Here is a 16,819-nt window from a genome sequence, read left to right as displayed (position 1 = left end):
ATTTGAAGGAGAACAAAAATGGCGACATTTAACCTAACAATAGTCAGTGCAGAACGAAAAATTTTTGAAGGGGCAGTGAAACAAATCCAAGCAACAGGCGTGGAAGGTGAACTTGGTATTTTACCTAACCACACACCATTGTTAACGGCGATTAAGCCGGGAATTGTGAAATTCACTCTTGAAGATGATAAAGAAGAAGTGATCTACGTGTCAGGCGGCTTTTTAGAAGTCCAACCGAAAATCGTTACTGTTTTGGCTGATGTAGCAATTCGTGGTAGTGAATTGGATGCTGGCCGTATTCAAGAAGCAAAACGCAAAGCTGAGGAAAATATTGTGGCACATGCTGCTGATGTTGATCATGAGCTACTGGTGGCAAAACTTTCCAAAGAATTGGCAAAACTTCGAGCCTACGAGTTGACAGAAAAACTTGTGAAATCAAAAAGATAATAAAAAGTGCGGTTAATTTAACCGCACTTTTTTATTTCTCTCGTAGATATATTTATCCTCCCAATATTTAAGTGACCATTCAAAAATAATCAATTTTCACTCAGTGTACACTGAGTTCATTAGATATTGACATATCTAATGAAATACCTCTGGTAAAAAAATTATTTTTGTATAAGGACATAATTTTATGTTTAAAAAATTTTTATTAATATTGGGTGGGCTATTTTTTATTTCTTCATCTTTTGCAAATTCAAGCCTTAATATTTATGTTGAAGAATTTAAAAAAGTACTTTCTAAAGATATATCATCAATTACAGGAAAGAGTGTAATGATAGACACTTCTTGGGAAGAATTGGAAGATAGGTATAATGATCCAATGCAAAAAGTTAGAGTTGATATTGAAAATGGTGCTTGTACAGACTATATGTTAGCATTCATGTATGTAGGCTCTTCAAATCGCATATTAAGTATGATGCAGAAATTACATGAAGACAGAAGTCAAATCCCAAAACTTTTTGTTCTTGGGGGAGCTGAAGCCAATCTTTTTAATAAAGCGCTGGCAATTGAGAGTGTGTATGGTAAAGAAGTATGTACTGTTGATGATAATGCCAAAACTAAATTAAAGGATATGATAGAAAGAAAATATGGCTCAGAAAAGAAAAAAATAAAAGAATATTTAGAAAAACAAAAACAGAATCAATAACTATAAAAAAGGAAATAAAATATGAACTTTTTAGTTCAAGAACTTATTAAATCCTTTGATTAGTTTTATCAAAAAGGAAAAACAAGAAATATTTATCATGGGAATATTGTTATCAACAATTTTATCATGCAAGAGATAATAAGCAAAAAACTGATGAATTAATTGATAAACTAAGTTTACATCTTGCTTTTTATTTAGCTAGTTGGGGAGTGTATCGAGGTTCATCATTCTTATTACAATATGATTATCAAGTACATATTCCGATCGTTAAAAAATTTTGGAACCTAAATATGATTGTTTACTAGGGCTTGATTGCCGTACTTTATTGAATGATGTTACTGTGCAAAATAATTTAGTCGATTTAAGTTATCACCTGAATATACTCTATAGTGATATTAGAGAAATTGTTTATCAAGAAAAGAATGAGATATTAAAGGAAAAAGAAGTTTCTATTGTTCTTATTACAAAAGTTTTACTTGGTACATTAGGTTGCATACCCTCCTATGATCGTTTTTTTGTAAATGGAATACAAAAAAACGATATCACAAAGAATATTTATCAATTGACGTCAATCAAAAAATCAATTTATCAATTAGCTGAATTTTATGAAAAAAATCGTGCAATTTTTGAAGAGGTAAGAGCATCATCTAACATAGATGGAAAATTACCTTATCCACAAATGAAACTGCTAGATTTAGGATTTTGGATAATTGGGTCAAAAAATGAAAAGTAGTATTGTTATCTACTAAAGTGCGGTTAAATTTAACCGCACTTTTTGTTTTCTATACCAACCATTCTTAAAAGTAATTAAATTTCCTTGCTTTTTGTGCTATTTTACCGACTATTTCACAGTTAATTTGGATGAATTATGGAAAAGATCATTATTGATGAAAATCAGTTTCATCGCACGATTTCTCGTATATCTCATGAAATTATTGAAAAACACCCTAGCCTAGACAATATTGTCATTGTTGGCATTAAACGTCGTGGTGCTGAAATTGCGACGTTAATCAAACGTAAAATTATGGATTTGATTAATGTGGATCTCCCTTCAATGGAGTTAGATATCACATTTTATCGTGATGATTTACAGCATATTGAGCCTGAAAATTCAATGCCGGTGTATAGTGGTGCATCACAATATTTAAATGTGAAAGATAAAGATGTCATTTTAATTGATGATGTTTTATTTACAGGGAGAACCATCCGTGCGGCAATGGATGCACTCACTGATTTTGGTCGTGCTGCAAAAATTGAATTGGTTATTTTTGTTGATCGTGGACATCGTGAGTTGCCTATTCGGGCAGATTATGTAGGTAAAAACGTCCCGACCAGCCGAGAAGAAAAAGTGCAAGTTCGTACTCAAAAATATGATGGATGCTATGAAGTGGCACTATTATCAAAATAATCCTAATCTATTGTGAACCTTGTTTAAAATTGATACTCTAACGAGCGTTGTTGACTTATTTAAAGAACGATGAAGATGAAAAAATCAGGACTAAAATCTCTTTTTATTACTGTATTGGGTATATTTGCATTTTCCTTTGTTAATGCTGAAGAACGTGTTGTTGCAACGGTGGATGGTGCGCCTATATTAGAAAGTCAGGTGCGTGCAGCAATGGGTAAAAAAGGTAATTACCAAGCAGCATTAGATAAAGTTATTGATGATATTTTGGTTCAGAAAGCGATTAAAGAATCTGGTGTGAAGGTTAATCCTCGTGAGATTGATTTTATTGTGGAAGATATTGCAGCTAAAAATGGTTTAACCTATGGTCAGTTCTTAGATGCCTTGGATTATCAGGGGATTTCCCTTAACGCATTTCGCCAACAAATTGCGAATCAAATGATAATGTCGGGAGTACGTAATCATGCGATTAGCAACAGCGTACAAATCTCACGGGAAGAAGTGGATACGCTTGGACAAAAAATGTTAGACGAAGCAAGAGCTAATGGAACAGAACAAAAAGTGACCGGAAAACAATATGAAGTTCGCCATATCCTCTTAAAACTCAACCCTTTATTAAATGATGCGCAAGCAAAGGCAGAGCTTAATAAAATTCGTGCGGATATTCTTTCCGGTAAAACGACTTTCGCTGATGCTGCATTAAAATATTCTAAAGATTATTTATCAGGCGCTAATGGTGGGAGTTTAGGTTATGCTTTCCCTGAAGCCTATGTTGAGCCTTTCGCAAAAGCGGTAAAAACGACTAAACAAGGTAGCATTTCAGCACCTTTTAAATCGGAATTTGGTTGGCATATTTTGGAAGTAACCGGTATACGTGATGGCGATCGTACAGAAGATGCATACCGTCAAAAAGCATATGAGAAAATAGTGAATAGCCAGTTACAAGAAGCCACCAAAGATTGGGTAAAAGCATTACGTAAAACGGCAGATATTCAATATTTTAATCAATAATTTCGCATTTTATATGAGAGGGGCGTTTTGCCCCTTTTGTTGTTTTTACTTTATTGTCTTAATTCTATGAAAAAATTTTTTATTAGCTTATTTATTTTTCTTTTGGTTTTTATGAGTGCCGGATTTTTTGGCTATCAAAAACTCACCGCTTTTCAACAAGAAACCATCAAGGCACAACCCGATCAGCTTTTGTTTGTTGAACGTGGCACAACAGGAAAAAAATTGACCGCACTTTTTGAACAAGAAAAATTAATTGAGAATGTTCAGCTTCTTCCTTATTTATTAAAATTCAAGCCGGAATTAAACAAAATTAAAGCAGGTGTTTATTCTTTAAATGGAATTAAAACCATACAAGAGCTATTAATTCTCCTTAATTCGGGAAAAGAGGCACAATTTAACGTACAATTTATTGAGGGAAAAACCTTCAAAGAGTGGCGAAAAAACCTCGAAAATGCACCGCACTTAATGAAAACTTTAAAAGATAAAAGTGATCAAGAAATTTTTAATTTACTTAATATTCCTCATATCGTAAAAAATATTGATGAATACAAAAATCTTGATGGTTGGTTATATCCCGATACCTATAATTACACACCAAACTCAACTGATTTAGAATTGCTCCAACGATCAGCGGAACGTTTGAAAAAAGCCTTGAATAAGGCATGGAATGAACGTGATGAGAATCTCCCCTTAGCAAACCCTCACGAGATGTTAGTGTTGGCTTCTATTGTAGAAAAGGAGACAGGTATTGCGGCTGAACGGGCTAAAGTGGCTTCTGTGTTTATTAATCGTCTCAATGCAAAAATGAAATTACAAACAGATCCAACTGTAATTTACGGTATGGGAGATAATTATCAGGGAAATATTCGTAAAAAAGATTTAGAGACACCTACACCATATAATACCTATATTATTGATGGATTACCTCCAACCCCCATTGCGATGGTGAGTGAAAGTGCTTTGCAGGCAGTTGCACATCCTGAAAAAACGGATTTCTACTATTTTGTCGCTGATGGAAGTGGTGGACATAAATTTACACGTAATTTAAATGAACATAATAAAGCGGTACAAGACTATTTACACTGGTATCGTAGCCAAAAGAATGGAAAATAATATGACCGGAAAATTTATAGTCATTGAAGGATTAGAAGGGGCGGGAAAAAGTACCGCACATCAATCAGTTGTGGATGTATTAAATGAATTGGGAATTGACGATGTTGTGTTTACCCGAGAACCGGGGGGAACGCCTTTGGCGGAAAAATTACGTCAGCTGATAAAACACGAAAAAGAAGAGCCGGTAACCGATAAAGCGGAATTATTAATGATCTATGCTGCTCGAATTCAATTAGTCGAAAATGTGATTAAGCCGGCACTTGCTCAAGGCAAATGGGTGGTGGGTGATCGCCACGATATGTCATCACAAGCTTATCAAGGTGGCGGGCGTCAGCTTGATTCATATTTAATGAAAACTTTGAAAGAGACCATTCTAGGAGATTTTGAGCCGGATCTGACCCTCTATTTAGATATTGATCCTACTATTGGTTTAGCACGTGCGCGTGGGAGGGGGGAGCTGGATCGCATTGAACAAATGAATCTTGATTTTTTCTACCGTACCCGAGCCTGTTATTTGGAATTGGTGAAAGATAATCCAAAAGCCGTTACTATCAACGCAGAACAGAGCATTGAACAAGTGCGTGCGGATATTGAAAGTGCAGTTAAAAATTGGTGGAAACATAACGAAAAATGACCGCACTTTACCCCTGGCTTGTGCCGACTTACACCAAAATAGCCCAAACCTTCTCAGAAGGTTTAGGACATCATGCTGTGCTAATAAAATCCGATTCGGGATTAGGTGTAGAATACCTCTTTGAGACGCTTTCTCACTATATTATGTGTCTGGCTCCTCAAAATACTGAACCTTGTGGGCAATGCCATGCTTGCCATTTGATGAAGGCTCAAAGTCACCCTGATTACCACGAATTACACCCGATAGAAGGGAAAGATATTGGTGTGGATCAAGTGCGTGAAATTAATGAGATTGTCGCACAGCACGCCCAACAAAATGGCAATAAAGTCGTATATATAAAAGAAGCAGAACGCTTGACGGAAGCGGCAGCTAATGCGTTGCTTAAAACTTTGGAAGAACCTCGCCCAAACACTTATTTTTTGTTGCAGGCGGACAGTTCTGCGAGTTTGTTAGCGACAATTTACAGCCGTTGTCAGGTATGGAATTTGCCTGCTCCTTCAGAGCAAATGGCTCAGGATTGGCTGAAAACGCAATGTGAGGCAGAAATACAAGAAATTTCTACCGCACTTTCAATGAGCTTAGGTCGCCCACTGTTTGCCTTAGAGGTACTACAACAGGGGTTGATTGAACATCGGAAAGATTTTCTTCGCCAATTTTGGCGTTTTTATCGCCGCCGCTCCCCTTTGGAACTTCTCCCTCTATTTGACAAAGAACACTATATTCGACAACTGGATTGGATTTTGGCGTTTCTTGCCGACAGCCTAAAATATAAACTTGACATTAATAGCCATCGTCAAGTGACAGATTTAGTGAGAGGTGTTCAACAATTTAGTGATGAACAGACACCACTTGGTTTGTTGCAAGCCATCCAAATTATGCAAAAAGTGCGGTCAGATCTCCTTTCCATTAATGGTGTAAACGTAGAATTAATGTTGCTAGATGGATTAACCAAACTTGTCACGGATGTGTTTGAAAAGTAATAATAGAAGGTTATTTCCCGCTGAAAATTGAGATATAAAGGAAAAAATTGATGTTTATTGTTGATTCTCACTGCCATTTAGATGCATTGGATTATGAAAATTTACACAAAAATATTGCTGATGTGGTAGAAAAAGCCTATGCACGTGATGTGAAACATCTACTTGCGATTGGTGTGACATTAAGTCGTTTTGAAAAAGCCTATGAGACATTGTGCCAATTTGACAATATTTCACTGGCGTGTGGTGTTCATCCGCTGGATTTTGAAGAAGAACCTTACGATGCAGCACGTTTATTGCGTTTGGCACAAGATAAAAAAGTGATTGCTATTGGTGAAATTGGATTGGATTATTATTACAGCATAGATAATAAAACGGAGCAGCAAGGGATATTTGCCAGTCAAATTGACATTGCAAATCAACTCAATAAACCGGTGATTATTCATACCCGTTCAGCCGGAGATGATACGATTTCTATGTTGCGTGAGCATCATGCAGAAAAGTGCGGTGGAGTGATTCATTGTTTTACCGAAACCTTAGATTTTGCCAAAAAAGCGTTAGATTTAGGATTTTATATTTCTTGTTCCGGCATTATTACGTTTAAAAATGCTGAAGCGATTCGTGAAGCGATTCGTTATGTCCCGGTCGATCGTTTATTGGTAGAAACAGATTCGCCTTATCTTGCACCGGTGCCTTATCGTGGTAAGGAAAATCAACCGGCTTATACACGGGAAGTGTGTGAATATGTAGCAACCTTAAAAGGTGTGTCTATGGAAGAATTTGCACAGATCACCACACAAAATTTCGAGCGTTTATTTAAAATTAATGTACAATAAATGCCCAAATTCAAGAGAGAAACCATGATGCGTAAATTTTTCAAATATTTTCTATTTTTAGTGTTATTTGCTTTCCACGGTTTTATGTTTTCCGTGGTGAACTATGTTTTCCCCCACTATGATGTCACCCGAGTAATGGGTGTGGAAGTGAAAAGTGTTGATAAAGATGGGCCGATTACCAAATCCAATCCGGCAGATGGTCCAACACGTGATGTGTATTACATCAATACACAAAATGATGAGGGGAAAATTATGGTTTACCGCAACGAAGATACTCGTTGGGGTTTTCCTTTCTATTTTAAATTTGGTTCTGCTAATTTACAGGCTCAAGCACAAGCTATGGGCAATGAAAATAAATTGGTACAAATCAAATATTATGGTTGGCGTCTCACCATGTTTGATGAATTCCGTAATGCTGTCTCCGTGAAAGAAATCAGTGGTGAGGTTACCCCAAGCCATCCGATTTTAGCTTGGATGTTTTATGCGTTCTTACTGGTAACATTATTCCTTTCCATTCAATTTGTTCGCGGCTGGTTTGACAGCGAAAATTAAGATTTCATTTCTTTCAAAGTACGGTCAAAAATAACGGTATTATTCAATACTAATGTAGGGACACACTGCGTGTGTCCGTTATAAAATCAAATGATTTCAATATGTTAGAGGAAACACGCAGTGTGTCCCTACTAAACCCCATCAAGTTTACGAGAAAATTATGAGTTTATTTGCAGCGATTTTAGTCATAATCGTATTAATTATTATTAGTGCTATTGTTTCATCCGCCGAAATTTCTCTTGCCGGTGCCCGCCGTATAAAATTACAAAATATGGCAAATGAAGGTAATCTGAAAGCCGCACAAGTCTTGAAATTGCAAGAACAGCCCGGACGATTTATCACCGTAGTGCAAATTGGATTAAATATGGTTGCGGTGCTTGGAGGAATGATTGGTGAAGCAAACCTTAGTATTCATTTACAACACCTTTTGAGTGGATATATTCAAGAAGCTTGGGTTGACTCCGCTTCATCTTGGATTGCTTTTCTGCTTGTGACTTGCTCTTTTATTCTTTTAGCGGATTTAATGCCGAAACGGCTTGCACTGATTAATCCTGAAGCCGTTGCATTACGGACTGTTGGCATTATGCAGGTACTTATTTTTCTATTAAAACCAATCGTTTGGGTGTTTGATGGATTATCAAATTTACTTTTCAAACTTTTTGGTGTGTCAACACTACGTGATGATAATATGACCCCGGAAGATATTGTTGCCGTTGTTGAAGCCGGTGCAGAAGCCGGTGTATTAAAGACCCAACAGCATTATCTTATTGAAAATATTTTTGATATGCAGGAACGTACCGTTACCTCCACGATGACGACACGTGAAAATATCGTATATTTAGACCGCACTTTTAGCCGTCAAGAAGTCATGGATACCCTCTCGCGTGACTCCCATTCTAAGATTGTCATTTGTGATAATGGGCTTGATAAAATTTTAGGCTATGTCGAATCTCACACCTTACTGACAATGTATCTGCAAAATGCGAATGTCTCATTGACGGATCCTAAGTTATTACGCAAATCTTTATTTGTGCCGGATACCCTTTCGCTTTATGAAGTGCTGGAGCTTTTTAAATCTACCGGTGAGGATTTTGCTATTATCGTTAATGAATATGCGTTAGTCGTGGGGATTGTCACACTCAATGATGTAATGAGTATTGTGATGGGAGAATTGGTTTCCAGTGAAGAAGAACAAATCGTTAGCCGGGATGAAAATTCTTGGTTGATTGACGGTGCAACGCCTCTTGAAGATGTTATGCGTGTATTGGATATAGAATCATTTCCCGATGAAGAAAATTACGAAACAATCAGCGGCTTTATGATGTATATGTTACGTAAAATTCCTAAAAAGACCGATTTTGTCATTTATGGCAAATATAAATTTGAAGTGATTGATACAGAGAACTTTAAAATTGACCAAATTTTAGTGTCTTTTGTTAAAGAAAGTGAATAAATCTCAGCTTTCTTGCGTAATCCCTCTCAGTCAGTATAATGGCGGCGATTTATCTCAGACCCTAATTAAATAGGAATGACTATGTTAAAAAAAATCTCAGTATTGCTGTTTTCCATTATTTTGACAGCCTGTTCTTCCGTCACATCCTATATCCCGTTTATGGATAGTGATAAAAAAGTGATTAATTTAGATAAAGACAAGATTGATCAGAAATCTTATGCGGCGGCGTATGAAGCAACGGTGGCGACTTATAAAGGCCGTGTGAATGAAAACTTCTATGTCGATAATTTTGCCAGTGGTGCTAATGATTGGTATTTAGGTCGTATTTTAGTGCCGATTAAACAAATCCAAGACAACCTTTATACCGGTGGGCATGATTCCGATGTATATGCTTATTACAGTGGCGTGCTACATGCAGAAGCTCTACAAAACAATTTCAACCGTTTAAGTCAAACTTGTTGGAGCAAATTAGATTCACCAAGTATCACCCAAGGGATTTATGACGCTATGCGTGATTTGAAGAAAGGTAAAGCTCGAGATGAAAATGATGAATACATCGCAAAAGGCAGCGATGAACTGTTAAAAATTTGTACATCTCAATAATAAATTAAACTGTTGATAAAAATTGTTTTATCAACAGTTTTTCTTTTTCTAAATCTTAGACTAAGGAGTAAGAATGTTAGAACTTTCGGAAAGCAACATTCATTTAAATATTCGCGTAGAAACTAAGCTACAAGCCATTGAAATGGCTGCTCAAGCATTGGAAACTGCGGGCAATGTAGAACCAGGCTATTTACAGGGAATGTTGGCGCGTGAGCAGCAAACCTCCACGTTTCTCGGTAATGGTATTGCCATTCCTCATGGAACCTTGGAAACCCGTGAAATGGTGAAAAAAACCGGTGTGCAAGTGTTTCAATTTCCCCAAGGGATTGAATGGGGGGAAGGCAATATTGCCTATGTAGTAATTGGGATTGCCGCACGTTCTGATGAACATTTGGCGTTATTACGTCAATTAACCCATGTGCTTGGTGATGAGGATACCGCAGCAAAATTAGCGAAAATAACGGATGTGGCACAGTTTCGAGCCATTTTAATAGGCGAAACGACAGAAGATTTTTGTCTTCCTAAAGAAAATATTCATTTAGATGTTGATACCCAAAGTTTACTGACTTTGGTAGCAATGAATGCCGGTCAATTACAAACACAAAGTGCGGTAGAACATCGCTTTGTTTCTGAAGTGATTGGTAATGCGGCATTACCATTGGGTAAAGGATTATGGGTCACTGATTCGGTTTCGGGTAATCTAAAAAATTCATTAGTATTTAGCCGAGCAAAAACTATTTTTAATCATAATGGCAAGCCGGTAAAAGGTGTCATCACCATTTCTGCTGTGAGTGATGCGATTGCTCCGGTATTAGCCCGTTTGCTTGAAGAAAATGTGCAAACAGCGCTATTAAATGGAAATTCTACTGAGATTTTGACCGCTCTTTCTGGCGGTGATGTTTCTGTTTCGGAGAAAATTCAGACTGCACAGGTTTCAAATACTGTGGTAGGAACTTTTACGATTCGTAATGAACACGGTTTACACGCTCGTCCAAGTGCAGTGTTAGTCAATGAAGTGAAAAAATTTGCGGCAAAAATCACCGTACAAAATATAACTCGTGGTAGTGAGGTGGTGAGTGCGAAAAGCCTGATGAAAATCGTGGCATTGGGTGTGATACAAGGACATCGTCTGCGTTTTGTGGCGGAAGGTGATGATGCCAAACAAGCGATTGAATCTCTTGGTCAGGCGATTGCCGAGGGCTTAGGCGAAAATGTTTCTTCAGTTTCGCCGGCAGAACCGGATACGATTGAAGTGATGGGTGAACAAAGTCATGCACCGGCGGTAGCGGAAGATAGTGGGTTACCTTCCGATGCTATTGAAGCGGTATTTGTGATTAATAACGAACACGGCTTACATGCCCGCCCAAGTGCCGTATTAGTCAATGAAGTGAAAAAATACAATGCTTCAGTCGCCGTACAAAATCTTGATCGTGATTCCCAATTAGTGAGTGCGAAAAGCCTGATGAAAATTGTAGCGTTAGGGGTGGTGAAAGGTTCCCGTTTACGTTTCGTGGCAACGGGTGAGCAAGCAAAAGAAGCTATTGAAGGTATTCGTCTTGCCATTGAATCAGGTCTTGGCGAAGGGAAAGGGAAAGGGGAAGAATGATGGCAAAGGTTGCAACTATAACCTTAAACACTGCCTATGATTTAGTCGGTCGTTTATCACGTATAGAATTAGGTGAAGTCAATACCGTTGAAACCCTAGGGCTTTTCCCTGCCGGTAAAGGCATTAATGTGGCAAAAGTGCTGAAGGATTTAGACGTTGATGTCGCAGTCGGTGGATTTCTTGGTGAAGACAATGCCGGTGATTTTGAACAAATGTTTAATAAACAGGGTTTGCAAGATAAATTTCATCGCGTTGCCGGAAAAACCCGTATTAATGTCAAAATCACCGAAACCGAAGCAGATGTTACGGATTTAAATTTTCTTGGTTATGACATTAATCCACAGGCCTGGCAGCAATTTGCAGCGGATTCTTTAGCCTATTGTTTGGATTACGATATTGTCGCTGTGTGTGGTAGTTTACCTCGTGGTGTTACACCGGAATTATTTGCTGAATGGTTAAATCAATTGCATCAGGAAGGCGTAAAAGTGGTGTTAGATACAAGCAATGCGGCGCTGAATGCCGGTTTGAAGGCGCATCCTTGGTTGGTAAAACCTAATCATCGTGAATTAGAAAGTTGGATTGGTCATCGGCTTAATACAGAAGAAGAGATTATCAATGCTGCACAGCAGTTAAAAGCACAAGGAATTGAAAATGTGATCATTTCCATGGGGGCTGAAGGCTCATTATGGATTAATAATGAAGGTGTGATAAAAGCACAGCCGCCAAAATGTGAGAATATTGTCAGCACCGTGGGGGCGGGTGATTCTATGGTGGCAGGGTTAATTTATGGCATTGAAAAAGGTTTATCAAAATCAGAAACCTTAGCCTTTGCCAGTGCGGTTTCTGCGTTTGCCGTTTCGCAAAGTAATGTGGGAGTAAGCGATCCTGCACGACTTGACCCAATTTTAAACCAAGTGAAGATTACAGAGATTGAAGGATAATAAAATGAAGTTATTTTTAACCCAATCACCCGATATAGGCAGAGCAAAATTCTATTTATTACGTGAAGTATTTCGTGCGGCTGCACAGAAAGCAAATGTTTCACTGGTAGAAAATATCATAGAGGCTGATTTAGCCCTCGTATTCGGTTCACAATTACCAAATAATCCCGTATTAATGGGTAAAAAAGTGTTTATGGTGGGCGTTGATATTGCGATGAATTCACCGGAAGTGACTTTGGCGAATGCTTTAGCAAACGGTGTTGATTATGTTGCACCTGAAAGTGCGGTCAATTTTGCCGGCATTTCTGGCGTGAAAAATATCGTGGCTGTTACTGCTTGTCCAACAGGCGTTGCCCATACTTTTATGTCCGCAGAGGCGATAGAAACTTATGCGAAAAAACAGGGTTGGAATGTAAAAGTAGAAACCCGAGGTCAGGTGGGTGCAGGTAATGAAATTACCCCTGAAGAAGTGGCGACGGCTGATCTTGTTTTTGTGGCAGCAGATATTGATGTGCCGTTGGACAAATTTAAAGGCAAACCGATGTATCGTACTTCTACGGGGCTAGCTTTGAAGAAAACAGCACAAGAGTTCGACAAGGCCTTTAAAGAAGCCAAAGTATTTGAGGGAGGGAATACAGAAAATACGAGTGCTGATGAAACTGGTGAGAAAAAAGGTATATATAAGCACTTGATGACAGGCGTATCCCATATGCTGCCTTTGGTTGTTGCTGGTGGCTTATTAATTGCTATTTCTTTTATGTTTGGTATTGAAGCCTTTAAAGATGAAACTATTTTCCATGGTATTCCAAAAGCCTTGATGGATATTGGCGGTGGCGCAGCTTTCCATCTAATGATCGCCGTATTTGCCGGTTATGTGGCATTTTCTATTGCTGATAGACCGGGGCTTGCTGTGGGGTTGATTGGTGGTATGCTTGCTACAACGGCCGGAGCCGGGATTTTAGGGGGAATTGTTGCCGGTTTCCTTGCCGGTTATGTAGTAAAAGGGTTGAACGTTGCGATTAAATTACCGGCAAGTTTAACCTCCCTAAAACCGATTTTAATATTACCGCTTTTAGGCTCATTAATTGTGGGATTGGCGATGATCTATGTGATCAATCCGCCGGTTTCACAAGTGATGAGTGCTTTAAGCGAATGGTTAAAATCGATGGGTGAAGTGAATGCCATTGTATTGGGGACTCTAATCGGTGCAATGATGTGTATTGATATGGGCGGACCTGTCAATAAAGCGGCTTATACCTTCTCAGTAGGAATGATCGCTTCGCAAATTTACACACCAATGGCAGCGGCGATGGCGGCAGGTATGGTGCCACCAATCGGTATGGCGATTGCCACTTGGATTGCCCGCAATAAATTTACCGCCAACCAACGGGACGCAGGTAAAGCTTCTTTTGTGCTAGGGTTATGTTTTATTTCAGAAGGGGCATTGCCTTTTGTGGCGGCGGATCCGATTCGAGTGATTATTAGCTCCGTTATTGGTGGTGCAACAGCAGGGGCAATTTCCATGGCTTCGGATATCACATTACAGGCGCCACACGGCGGATTATTTGTTATTCCATTCGTTTCCGAACCAATGCGCTATTTAGCCGCTATTGCAGCAGGGGCTTTGGTAACCGGCGTGATTTATGCGGTGATTAAACCGAAAGCAACGGAATAATCCAACTAAAGTGCGGTTGGCTTTTTGGGTATTTTTAGCACTATGTAATAAATATACAAAATGAAAAACGTGGGGGCACACTGTGTGTCCCTACAAATAAACCAAAAATCTTTGAAAAAATTGACCGCACTTTTATAGACAGAGGGCAATATGGAAAAATATAACAAACTTCGCATTGAATGGGATTGCCGGCGTGGTATGTTGGAACTGGATAACATCATTATGCCATTTTACAAACAGCATTTTGAGCAGCTCTCAGATAACCAAAAAGATGTGTTTATTCGCTTACTTGCCTGCACGGATTTGCAACTTTTCTCTTGGTTTTTTAACCGAGGTAAATCTGAAGATATTGAAATTCAAAATATAGTGGAATATATTCAAATCATACAAAAAATGCCCACTACTTAAATTTATTTTTAACCTTTGAACTTTTTAACCCCCCCTATGTCAGATAAAACAGTGAGAGCTTGCTGTCTTGGATATTAAGGCGTGTTAGACATAGCATTAGGAGAAATATGGCTGAACAGCTAACAGATCAAGCTTTGGTAGAAAGGGTACAGCAAGGCGATAAGAAAGCCTTTAACTTATTGGTTTCGCGTTATCAAAATAAAGTTGCGGGGTTACTTACCCGCTATGTTTCGCGTAATGACATTCCCGATGTTGTACAAGAATCCTTTATAAAAGCCTATCGTTCCATAGAATCTTTTCGTGGTGATAGTGCGTTCTACACTTGGCTATATCGAATTGCCGTGAATACGGCGAAAAATTATTTAACGGCGCAGGGGCGTCGTCCACCAAGCGAAGATATTTTAGCAGAAGATGCTGAAAGCTATGATGTGGGAACTCATCTCCGTGAGGTGGATACCCCAGAAAATGAAATGTTATCCGGTGAACTGGAAAAAATTGTGTTTGATACGATTAACGGTATGCCGGAGGATTTAAAAACAGCGATTACACTTCGTGAATTAGAAGGCTTAAGTTATGAAGATATCGCACAAATTATGGATTGTCCCGTAGGCACTGTGCGTTCTCGAATTTTCCGTGCACGTGAAATTATCGAAAACAAGATACAACCGCTTATGCAACGTTAAAAAGTTGGAGTTTAAAATGCAAAAAGAGTTACTTTCAGCCTATATGGATGGCGAGCAAGTTGATGCCTCATTTACGGAAAAGTTATGTTGTGATAAATCATTGAGCCGGTCTTGGGCTACTTATCATATGGCACGAGCAGTAATTCGGAAAGAAAGTGCGGTTATTTTAGGCACGGATTTTACTGCAAAAATGGCTGATTTAATTGAACATGAAGAAATTGAAAGGGTAGAAATCACCACTTCTCAGCCAACAGTTGAGGATGTGAAAAACTTACCGTTTATGCGTAAATTCAAGTCTTTCTTTGCGCCTGTTGCTCAAATTGCCGTGGCGGCGAGTGTATGTTTGGTGGCGGTATTTGGCGTACAATCATTTAATGCCAAAAATGATGTAAATAATGCACCGGAAACGCCGGTTTTACAAACCTTGCCTTTTAATAATTCGGTTCAAGAAGTCAGCTATAATGCACCGACCAAAGATGTTGCCAAGGCTGATCAGATGGAACAAAAAAATCGCCGTATTGGTGCAATGTTGCAAAACTATGAATTACAACGCCGTATGCATGCCGATGCTTTGAATGTTGGTAGCAATCAGGCAAAATAATTATTTAATAAACCGAGATAATTCACCACCAATCGCTTTGATGTGGTGAATTTTTTTATGAATCATTAGGTTATGAAAAAAATATCGTTAAACTTGGGCGCTCTTTTGTTGACTTTTCTTTTCAGTTTTTCTGCTATAGCGGAGGAGGTTTCTGCAAAGCAAACTTTGGAAAGAATGGCACAAGCGGCGAATCATCTCAATTATGAAATTGCTTTTGTGCAAACTTCCCCGGCAAATATGGATTCTTTTCGTTATCGTCATATCAAACGTGATAATAAAACTTACGCACAATTAGTTACGCTTGACGGAGAACAACAGGAAATTATTCAGCGTGATAATTTGGTCAGCTATTTCCAGTTAGGGTCTCGAGCTTTCACGCTCAATAGTGGCAGTATTGTTGATGCATTACCGTCGGTGATTCGCAGTAATTTTGATAAATTAGCGGAAAACTATGACTTTATTGTGTTAGGAAAAAACCGGGTAGCCGGTCGCTTTGTCGATACCATTCGGATTGTGCCAAAAGATGATTTTCGCTATCAATATGTCGTTTTTGTCGATGAAGAAAACGGTTTATTGCTTCGCAGTGATATGCTTGATCGTGATGGTAAATTGTTGGATCAATTTCGAGTTGTGACACTTTATATTGATGATCGTCTAAAAGGATTAACAGATTATTTAAATAAGGTTTCAACGCCACCATTACTCAATGAAGCACAAAATACTGTCGCCACACTTAGCTGGAAAGCGGGTTGGTTACCACATGGATTTGAAAGTATTCGCTATAGCCAAGATTTGTTTGATGGTGAAATTATTGATAGTACTTTATTCAGTGATGGCTTGTTCACCTTCACTTTATATGTCACTAAGGCGGAAAGCCCACAGCCTCATCAAGATCAAACATGGAAACAGGGCGAATATACGTTATATAGTGAAGTGATTGGTGATAAAGAAATCACATTTATTGGGCAGTTGCCTATTGCCACCGCAAAGCGTATTGTGCAGGAAGTAAAATTTTCCAATCATTAACAGAAAAAAGTGCGGTTGATTTCAACCGCATTTTTATACTCTGGTTTTCAATTAATTAAAAAGTTTTAAAAAATATTCAAAGCCTTTGGGTTTATTAGGTAAACTAGCATGGCTTAATCATCAATTTTTAATAATGTTTAGCTAA

19 protein-coding genes are annotated in these 16,819 nt (G+C 38.3%); all 19 read left to right on the top strand.

The window, feature by feature from the left end; translation table 11 throughout:
- Positions 1–18 precede the first annotated feature (18 nt).
- Complete coding sequence (locus BKK54_RS02810) at positions 19–447, top strand: F0F1 ATP synthase subunit epsilon (protein ID WP_077541314.1); 429 nt, start codon at positions 19–21, stop codon at positions 445–447.
- A gap of 187 nt (positions 448–634) precedes the next feature.
- On the top strand, positions 635–1,150 hold the full coding sequence (locus BKK54_RS02805) for a hypothetical protein (protein ID WP_077541312.1): 516 nt from the start codon (positions 635–637) through the stop codon (positions 1,148–1,150).
- Positions 1,151–1,475: 325 nt separating this feature from the next.
- Positions 1,476–1,883, top strand: coding sequence for a hypothetical protein (locus BKK54_RS11900; RefSeq protein WP_208605811.1), 408 nt, complete (start codon positions 1,476–1,478; stop codon positions 1,881–1,883).
- 135 nt (positions 1,884–2,018) lie between these two features.
- Positions 2,019–2,558, top strand: coding sequence for a bifunctional pyr operon transcriptional regulator/uracil phosphoribosyltransferase PyrR (gene pyrR / locus BKK54_RS02795; RefSeq protein ID WP_077541310.1), 540 nt, complete (start codon positions 2,019–2,021; stop codon positions 2,556–2,558).
- A gap of 75 nt (positions 2,559–2,633) precedes the next feature.
- The gene (locus BKK54_RS02790) at positions 2,634–3,566 is read left to right on the top strand and encodes a peptidylprolyl isomerase (RefSeq protein ID WP_077541308.1); all 933 of its coding nucleotides are present in this window, start codon (positions 2,634–2,636) and stop codon (positions 3,564–3,566) included.
- Positions 3,567–3,632: 66 nt separating this feature from the next.
- Positions 3,633–4,679 (top strand): endolytic transglycosylase MltG, encoded by a 1,047-nt coding sequence (gene mltG / locus BKK54_RS02785; RefSeq protein ID WP_077541440.1) that lies wholly within the window; start codon positions 3,633–3,635, stop codon positions 4,677–4,679.
- Between the two features lies 1 nt (position 4,680).
- The gene (gene tmk / locus BKK54_RS02780) at positions 4,681–5,313 is read left to right on the top strand and encodes a dTMP kinase (RefSeq protein ID WP_077541307.1); all 633 of its coding nucleotides are present in this window, start codon (positions 4,681–4,683) and stop codon (positions 5,311–5,313) included.
- A complete protein-coding gene (locus BKK54_RS02775) occupies positions 5,310–6,293 on the top strand; it encodes a DNA polymerase III subunit delta' (RefSeq protein WP_077541305.1) in 984 nt (327 codons plus the stop codon). The genes tmk and BKK54_RS02775 overlap by 4 nt, the downstream gene beginning before the upstream one ends.
- Positions 6,294–6,343: 50 nt before the next feature.
- The gene (locus tag BKK54_RS02770) at positions 6,344–7,126 is read left to right on the top strand and encodes a YchF/TatD family DNA exonuclease (protein WP_077541303.1); all 783 of its coding nucleotides are present in this window, start codon (positions 6,344–6,346) and stop codon (positions 7,124–7,126) included.
- Positions 7,127–7,153: 27 nt separating this feature from the next.
- Positions 7,154–7,678, top strand: coding sequence for a DUF1523 family protein (locus BKK54_RS02765; protein WP_077541438.1), 525 nt, complete (start codon positions 7,154–7,156; stop codon positions 7,676–7,678).
- Between the two features lie 160 nt (positions 7,679–7,838).
- The gene (locus BKK54_RS02760) at positions 7,839–9,131 is read left to right on the top strand and encodes a hemolysin family protein (RefSeq protein WP_077541301.1); all 1,293 of its coding nucleotides are present in this window, start codon (positions 7,839–7,841) and stop codon (positions 9,129–9,131) included.
- An 81-nt stretch (positions 9,132–9,212) separates the two neighbouring features.
- Positions 9,213–9,734 carry a hypothetical protein gene (locus tag BKK54_RS02755; protein ID WP_077541299.1) on the top strand — a complete coding sequence of 174 codons (522 nt, stop codon included), beginning with the start codon at positions 9,213–9,215 and terminating at the stop codon, positions 9,732–9,734.
- A gap of 73 nt (positions 9,735–9,807) precedes the next feature.
- Entirely contained in the window at positions 9,808–11,340 is a 1,533-nt protein-coding gene (gene fruB / locus BKK54_RS02750) for a fused PTS fructose transporter subunit IIA/HPr protein (RefSeq protein ID WP_077541297.1), read from the top strand.
- Positions 11,340–12,281 carry a 1-phosphofructokinase gene (gene fruK / locus BKK54_RS02745; RefSeq protein ID WP_077541295.1) on the top strand — a complete coding sequence of 314 codons (942 nt, stop codon included), beginning with the start codon at positions 11,340–11,342 and terminating at the stop codon, positions 12,279–12,281. The genes fruB and fruK overlap by 1 nt, the downstream gene beginning before the upstream one ends.
- Before the next feature lie 4 nt (positions 12,282–12,285).
- A complete protein-coding gene (locus BKK54_RS02740; RefSeq protein WP_077541293.1) occupies positions 12,286–13,956 on the top strand; it encodes a fructose-specific PTS transporter subunit EIIC in 1,671 nt (556 codons plus the stop codon).
- A 150-nt stretch (positions 13,957–14,106) separates the two neighbouring features.
- Entirely contained in the window at positions 14,107–14,364 is a 258-nt protein-coding gene (locus tag BKK54_RS02735; RefSeq protein ID WP_077541291.1) for a succinate dehydrogenase assembly factor 2, read from the top strand.
- A 107-nt stretch (positions 14,365–14,471) separates the two neighbouring features.
- A complete protein-coding gene (gene rpoE / locus BKK54_RS02730; RefSeq protein WP_077541290.1) occupies positions 14,472–15,047 on the top strand; it encodes an RNA polymerase sigma factor RpoE in 576 nt (191 codons plus the stop codon).
- A gap of 16 nt (positions 15,048–15,063) precedes the next feature.
- The gene (locus BKK54_RS02725; RefSeq protein WP_077541288.1) at positions 15,064–15,648 is read left to right on the top strand and encodes a sigma-E factor negative regulatory protein; all 585 of its coding nucleotides are present in this window, start codon (positions 15,064–15,066) and stop codon (positions 15,646–15,648) included.
- Between the two features lie 72 nt (positions 15,649–15,720).
- Positions 15,721–16,674, top strand: coding sequence for a sigma-E factor regulatory protein RseB (gene rseB, locus BKK54_RS02720; RefSeq protein ID WP_077541286.1), 954 nt, complete (start codon positions 15,721–15,723; stop codon positions 16,672–16,674).
- The last annotated feature ends 145 nt before the right edge of the window (positions 16,675–16,819 follow it).

This window comes from Rodentibacter genomosp. 1 (assembly GCF_001999285.1).
Lineage (GTDB): Bacteria > Pseudomonadota > Gammaproteobacteria > Enterobacterales > Pasteurellaceae > Rodentibacter.
This window is presented reverse-complemented; position numbering and strand designations above follow the sequence as displayed.

Excerpts from the sequence above, each read along its gene's own strand:
- BKK54_RS02810 (WP_077541314.1), top strand. The coding sequence starts at position 19 with ATGGCGACATTTAACCTAACAATAGTCAGTGCAGAACGAAAAATTTTT.
- BKK54_RS02805 (WP_077541312.1), top strand. The coding sequence starts at position 635 with ATGTTTAAAAAATTTTTATTAATATTGGGTGGGCTATTTTTTATTTCT.
- pyrR (WP_077541310.1), top strand. The coding sequence starts at position 2,019 with ATGGAAAAGATCATTATTGATGAAAATCAGTTTCATCGCACGATTTCT.
- BKK54_RS02790 (WP_077541308.1), top strand. The coding sequence starts at position 2,634 with ATGAAAAAATCAGGACTAAAATCTCTTTTTATTACTGTATTGGGTATA.
- mltG (WP_077541440.1), top strand. The coding sequence starts at position 3,633 with ATGAAAAAATTTTTTATTAGCTTATTTATTTTTCTTTTGGTTTTTATG.
- tmk (WP_077541307.1), top strand. The coding sequence starts at position 4,681 with ATGACCGGAAAATTTATAGTCATTGAAGGATTAGAAGGGGCGGGAAAA.
- BKK54_RS02775 (WP_077541305.1), top strand. The coding sequence starts at position 5,310 with ATGACCGCACTTTACCCCTGGCTTGTGCCGACTTACACCAAAATAGCC.
- BKK54_RS02770 (WP_077541303.1), top strand. The coding sequence starts at position 6,344 with ATGTTTATTGTTGATTCTCACTGCCATTTAGATGCATTGGATTATGAA.
- BKK54_RS02765 (WP_077541438.1), top strand. The coding sequence starts at position 7,154 with ATGCGTAAATTTTTCAAATATTTTCTATTTTTAGTGTTATTTGCTTTC.
- BKK54_RS02760 (WP_077541301.1), top strand. The coding sequence starts at position 7,839 with ATGAGTTTATTTGCAGCGATTTTAGTCATAATCGTATTAATTATTATT.
- BKK54_RS02755 (WP_077541299.1), top strand. The coding sequence starts at position 9,213 with ATGTTAAAAAAAATCTCAGTATTGCTGTTTTCCATTATTTTGACAGCC.
- fruB (WP_077541297.1), top strand. The coding sequence starts at position 9,808 with ATGTTAGAACTTTCGGAAAGCAACATTCATTTAAATATTCGCGTAGAA.
- fruK (WP_077541295.1), top strand. The coding sequence starts at position 11,340 with ATGGCAAAGGTTGCAACTATAACCTTAAACACTGCCTATGATTTAGTC.
- BKK54_RS02740 (WP_077541293.1), top strand. The coding sequence starts at position 12,286 with ATGAAGTTATTTTTAACCCAATCACCCGATATAGGCAGAGCAAAATTC.
- BKK54_RS02735 (WP_077541291.1), top strand. The coding sequence starts at position 14,107 with ATGGAAAAATATAACAAACTTCGCATTGAATGGGATTGCCGGCGTGGT.
- rpoE (WP_077541290.1), top strand. The coding sequence starts at position 14,472 with ATGGCTGAACAGCTAACAGATCAAGCTTTGGTAGAAAGGGTACAGCAA.
- BKK54_RS02725 (WP_077541288.1), top strand. The coding sequence starts at position 15,064 with ATGCAAAAAGAGTTACTTTCAGCCTATATGGATGGCGAGCAAGTTGAT.
- rseB (WP_077541286.1), top strand. The coding sequence starts at position 15,721 with ATGAAAAAAATATCGTTAAACTTGGGCGCTCTTTTGTTGACTTTTCTT.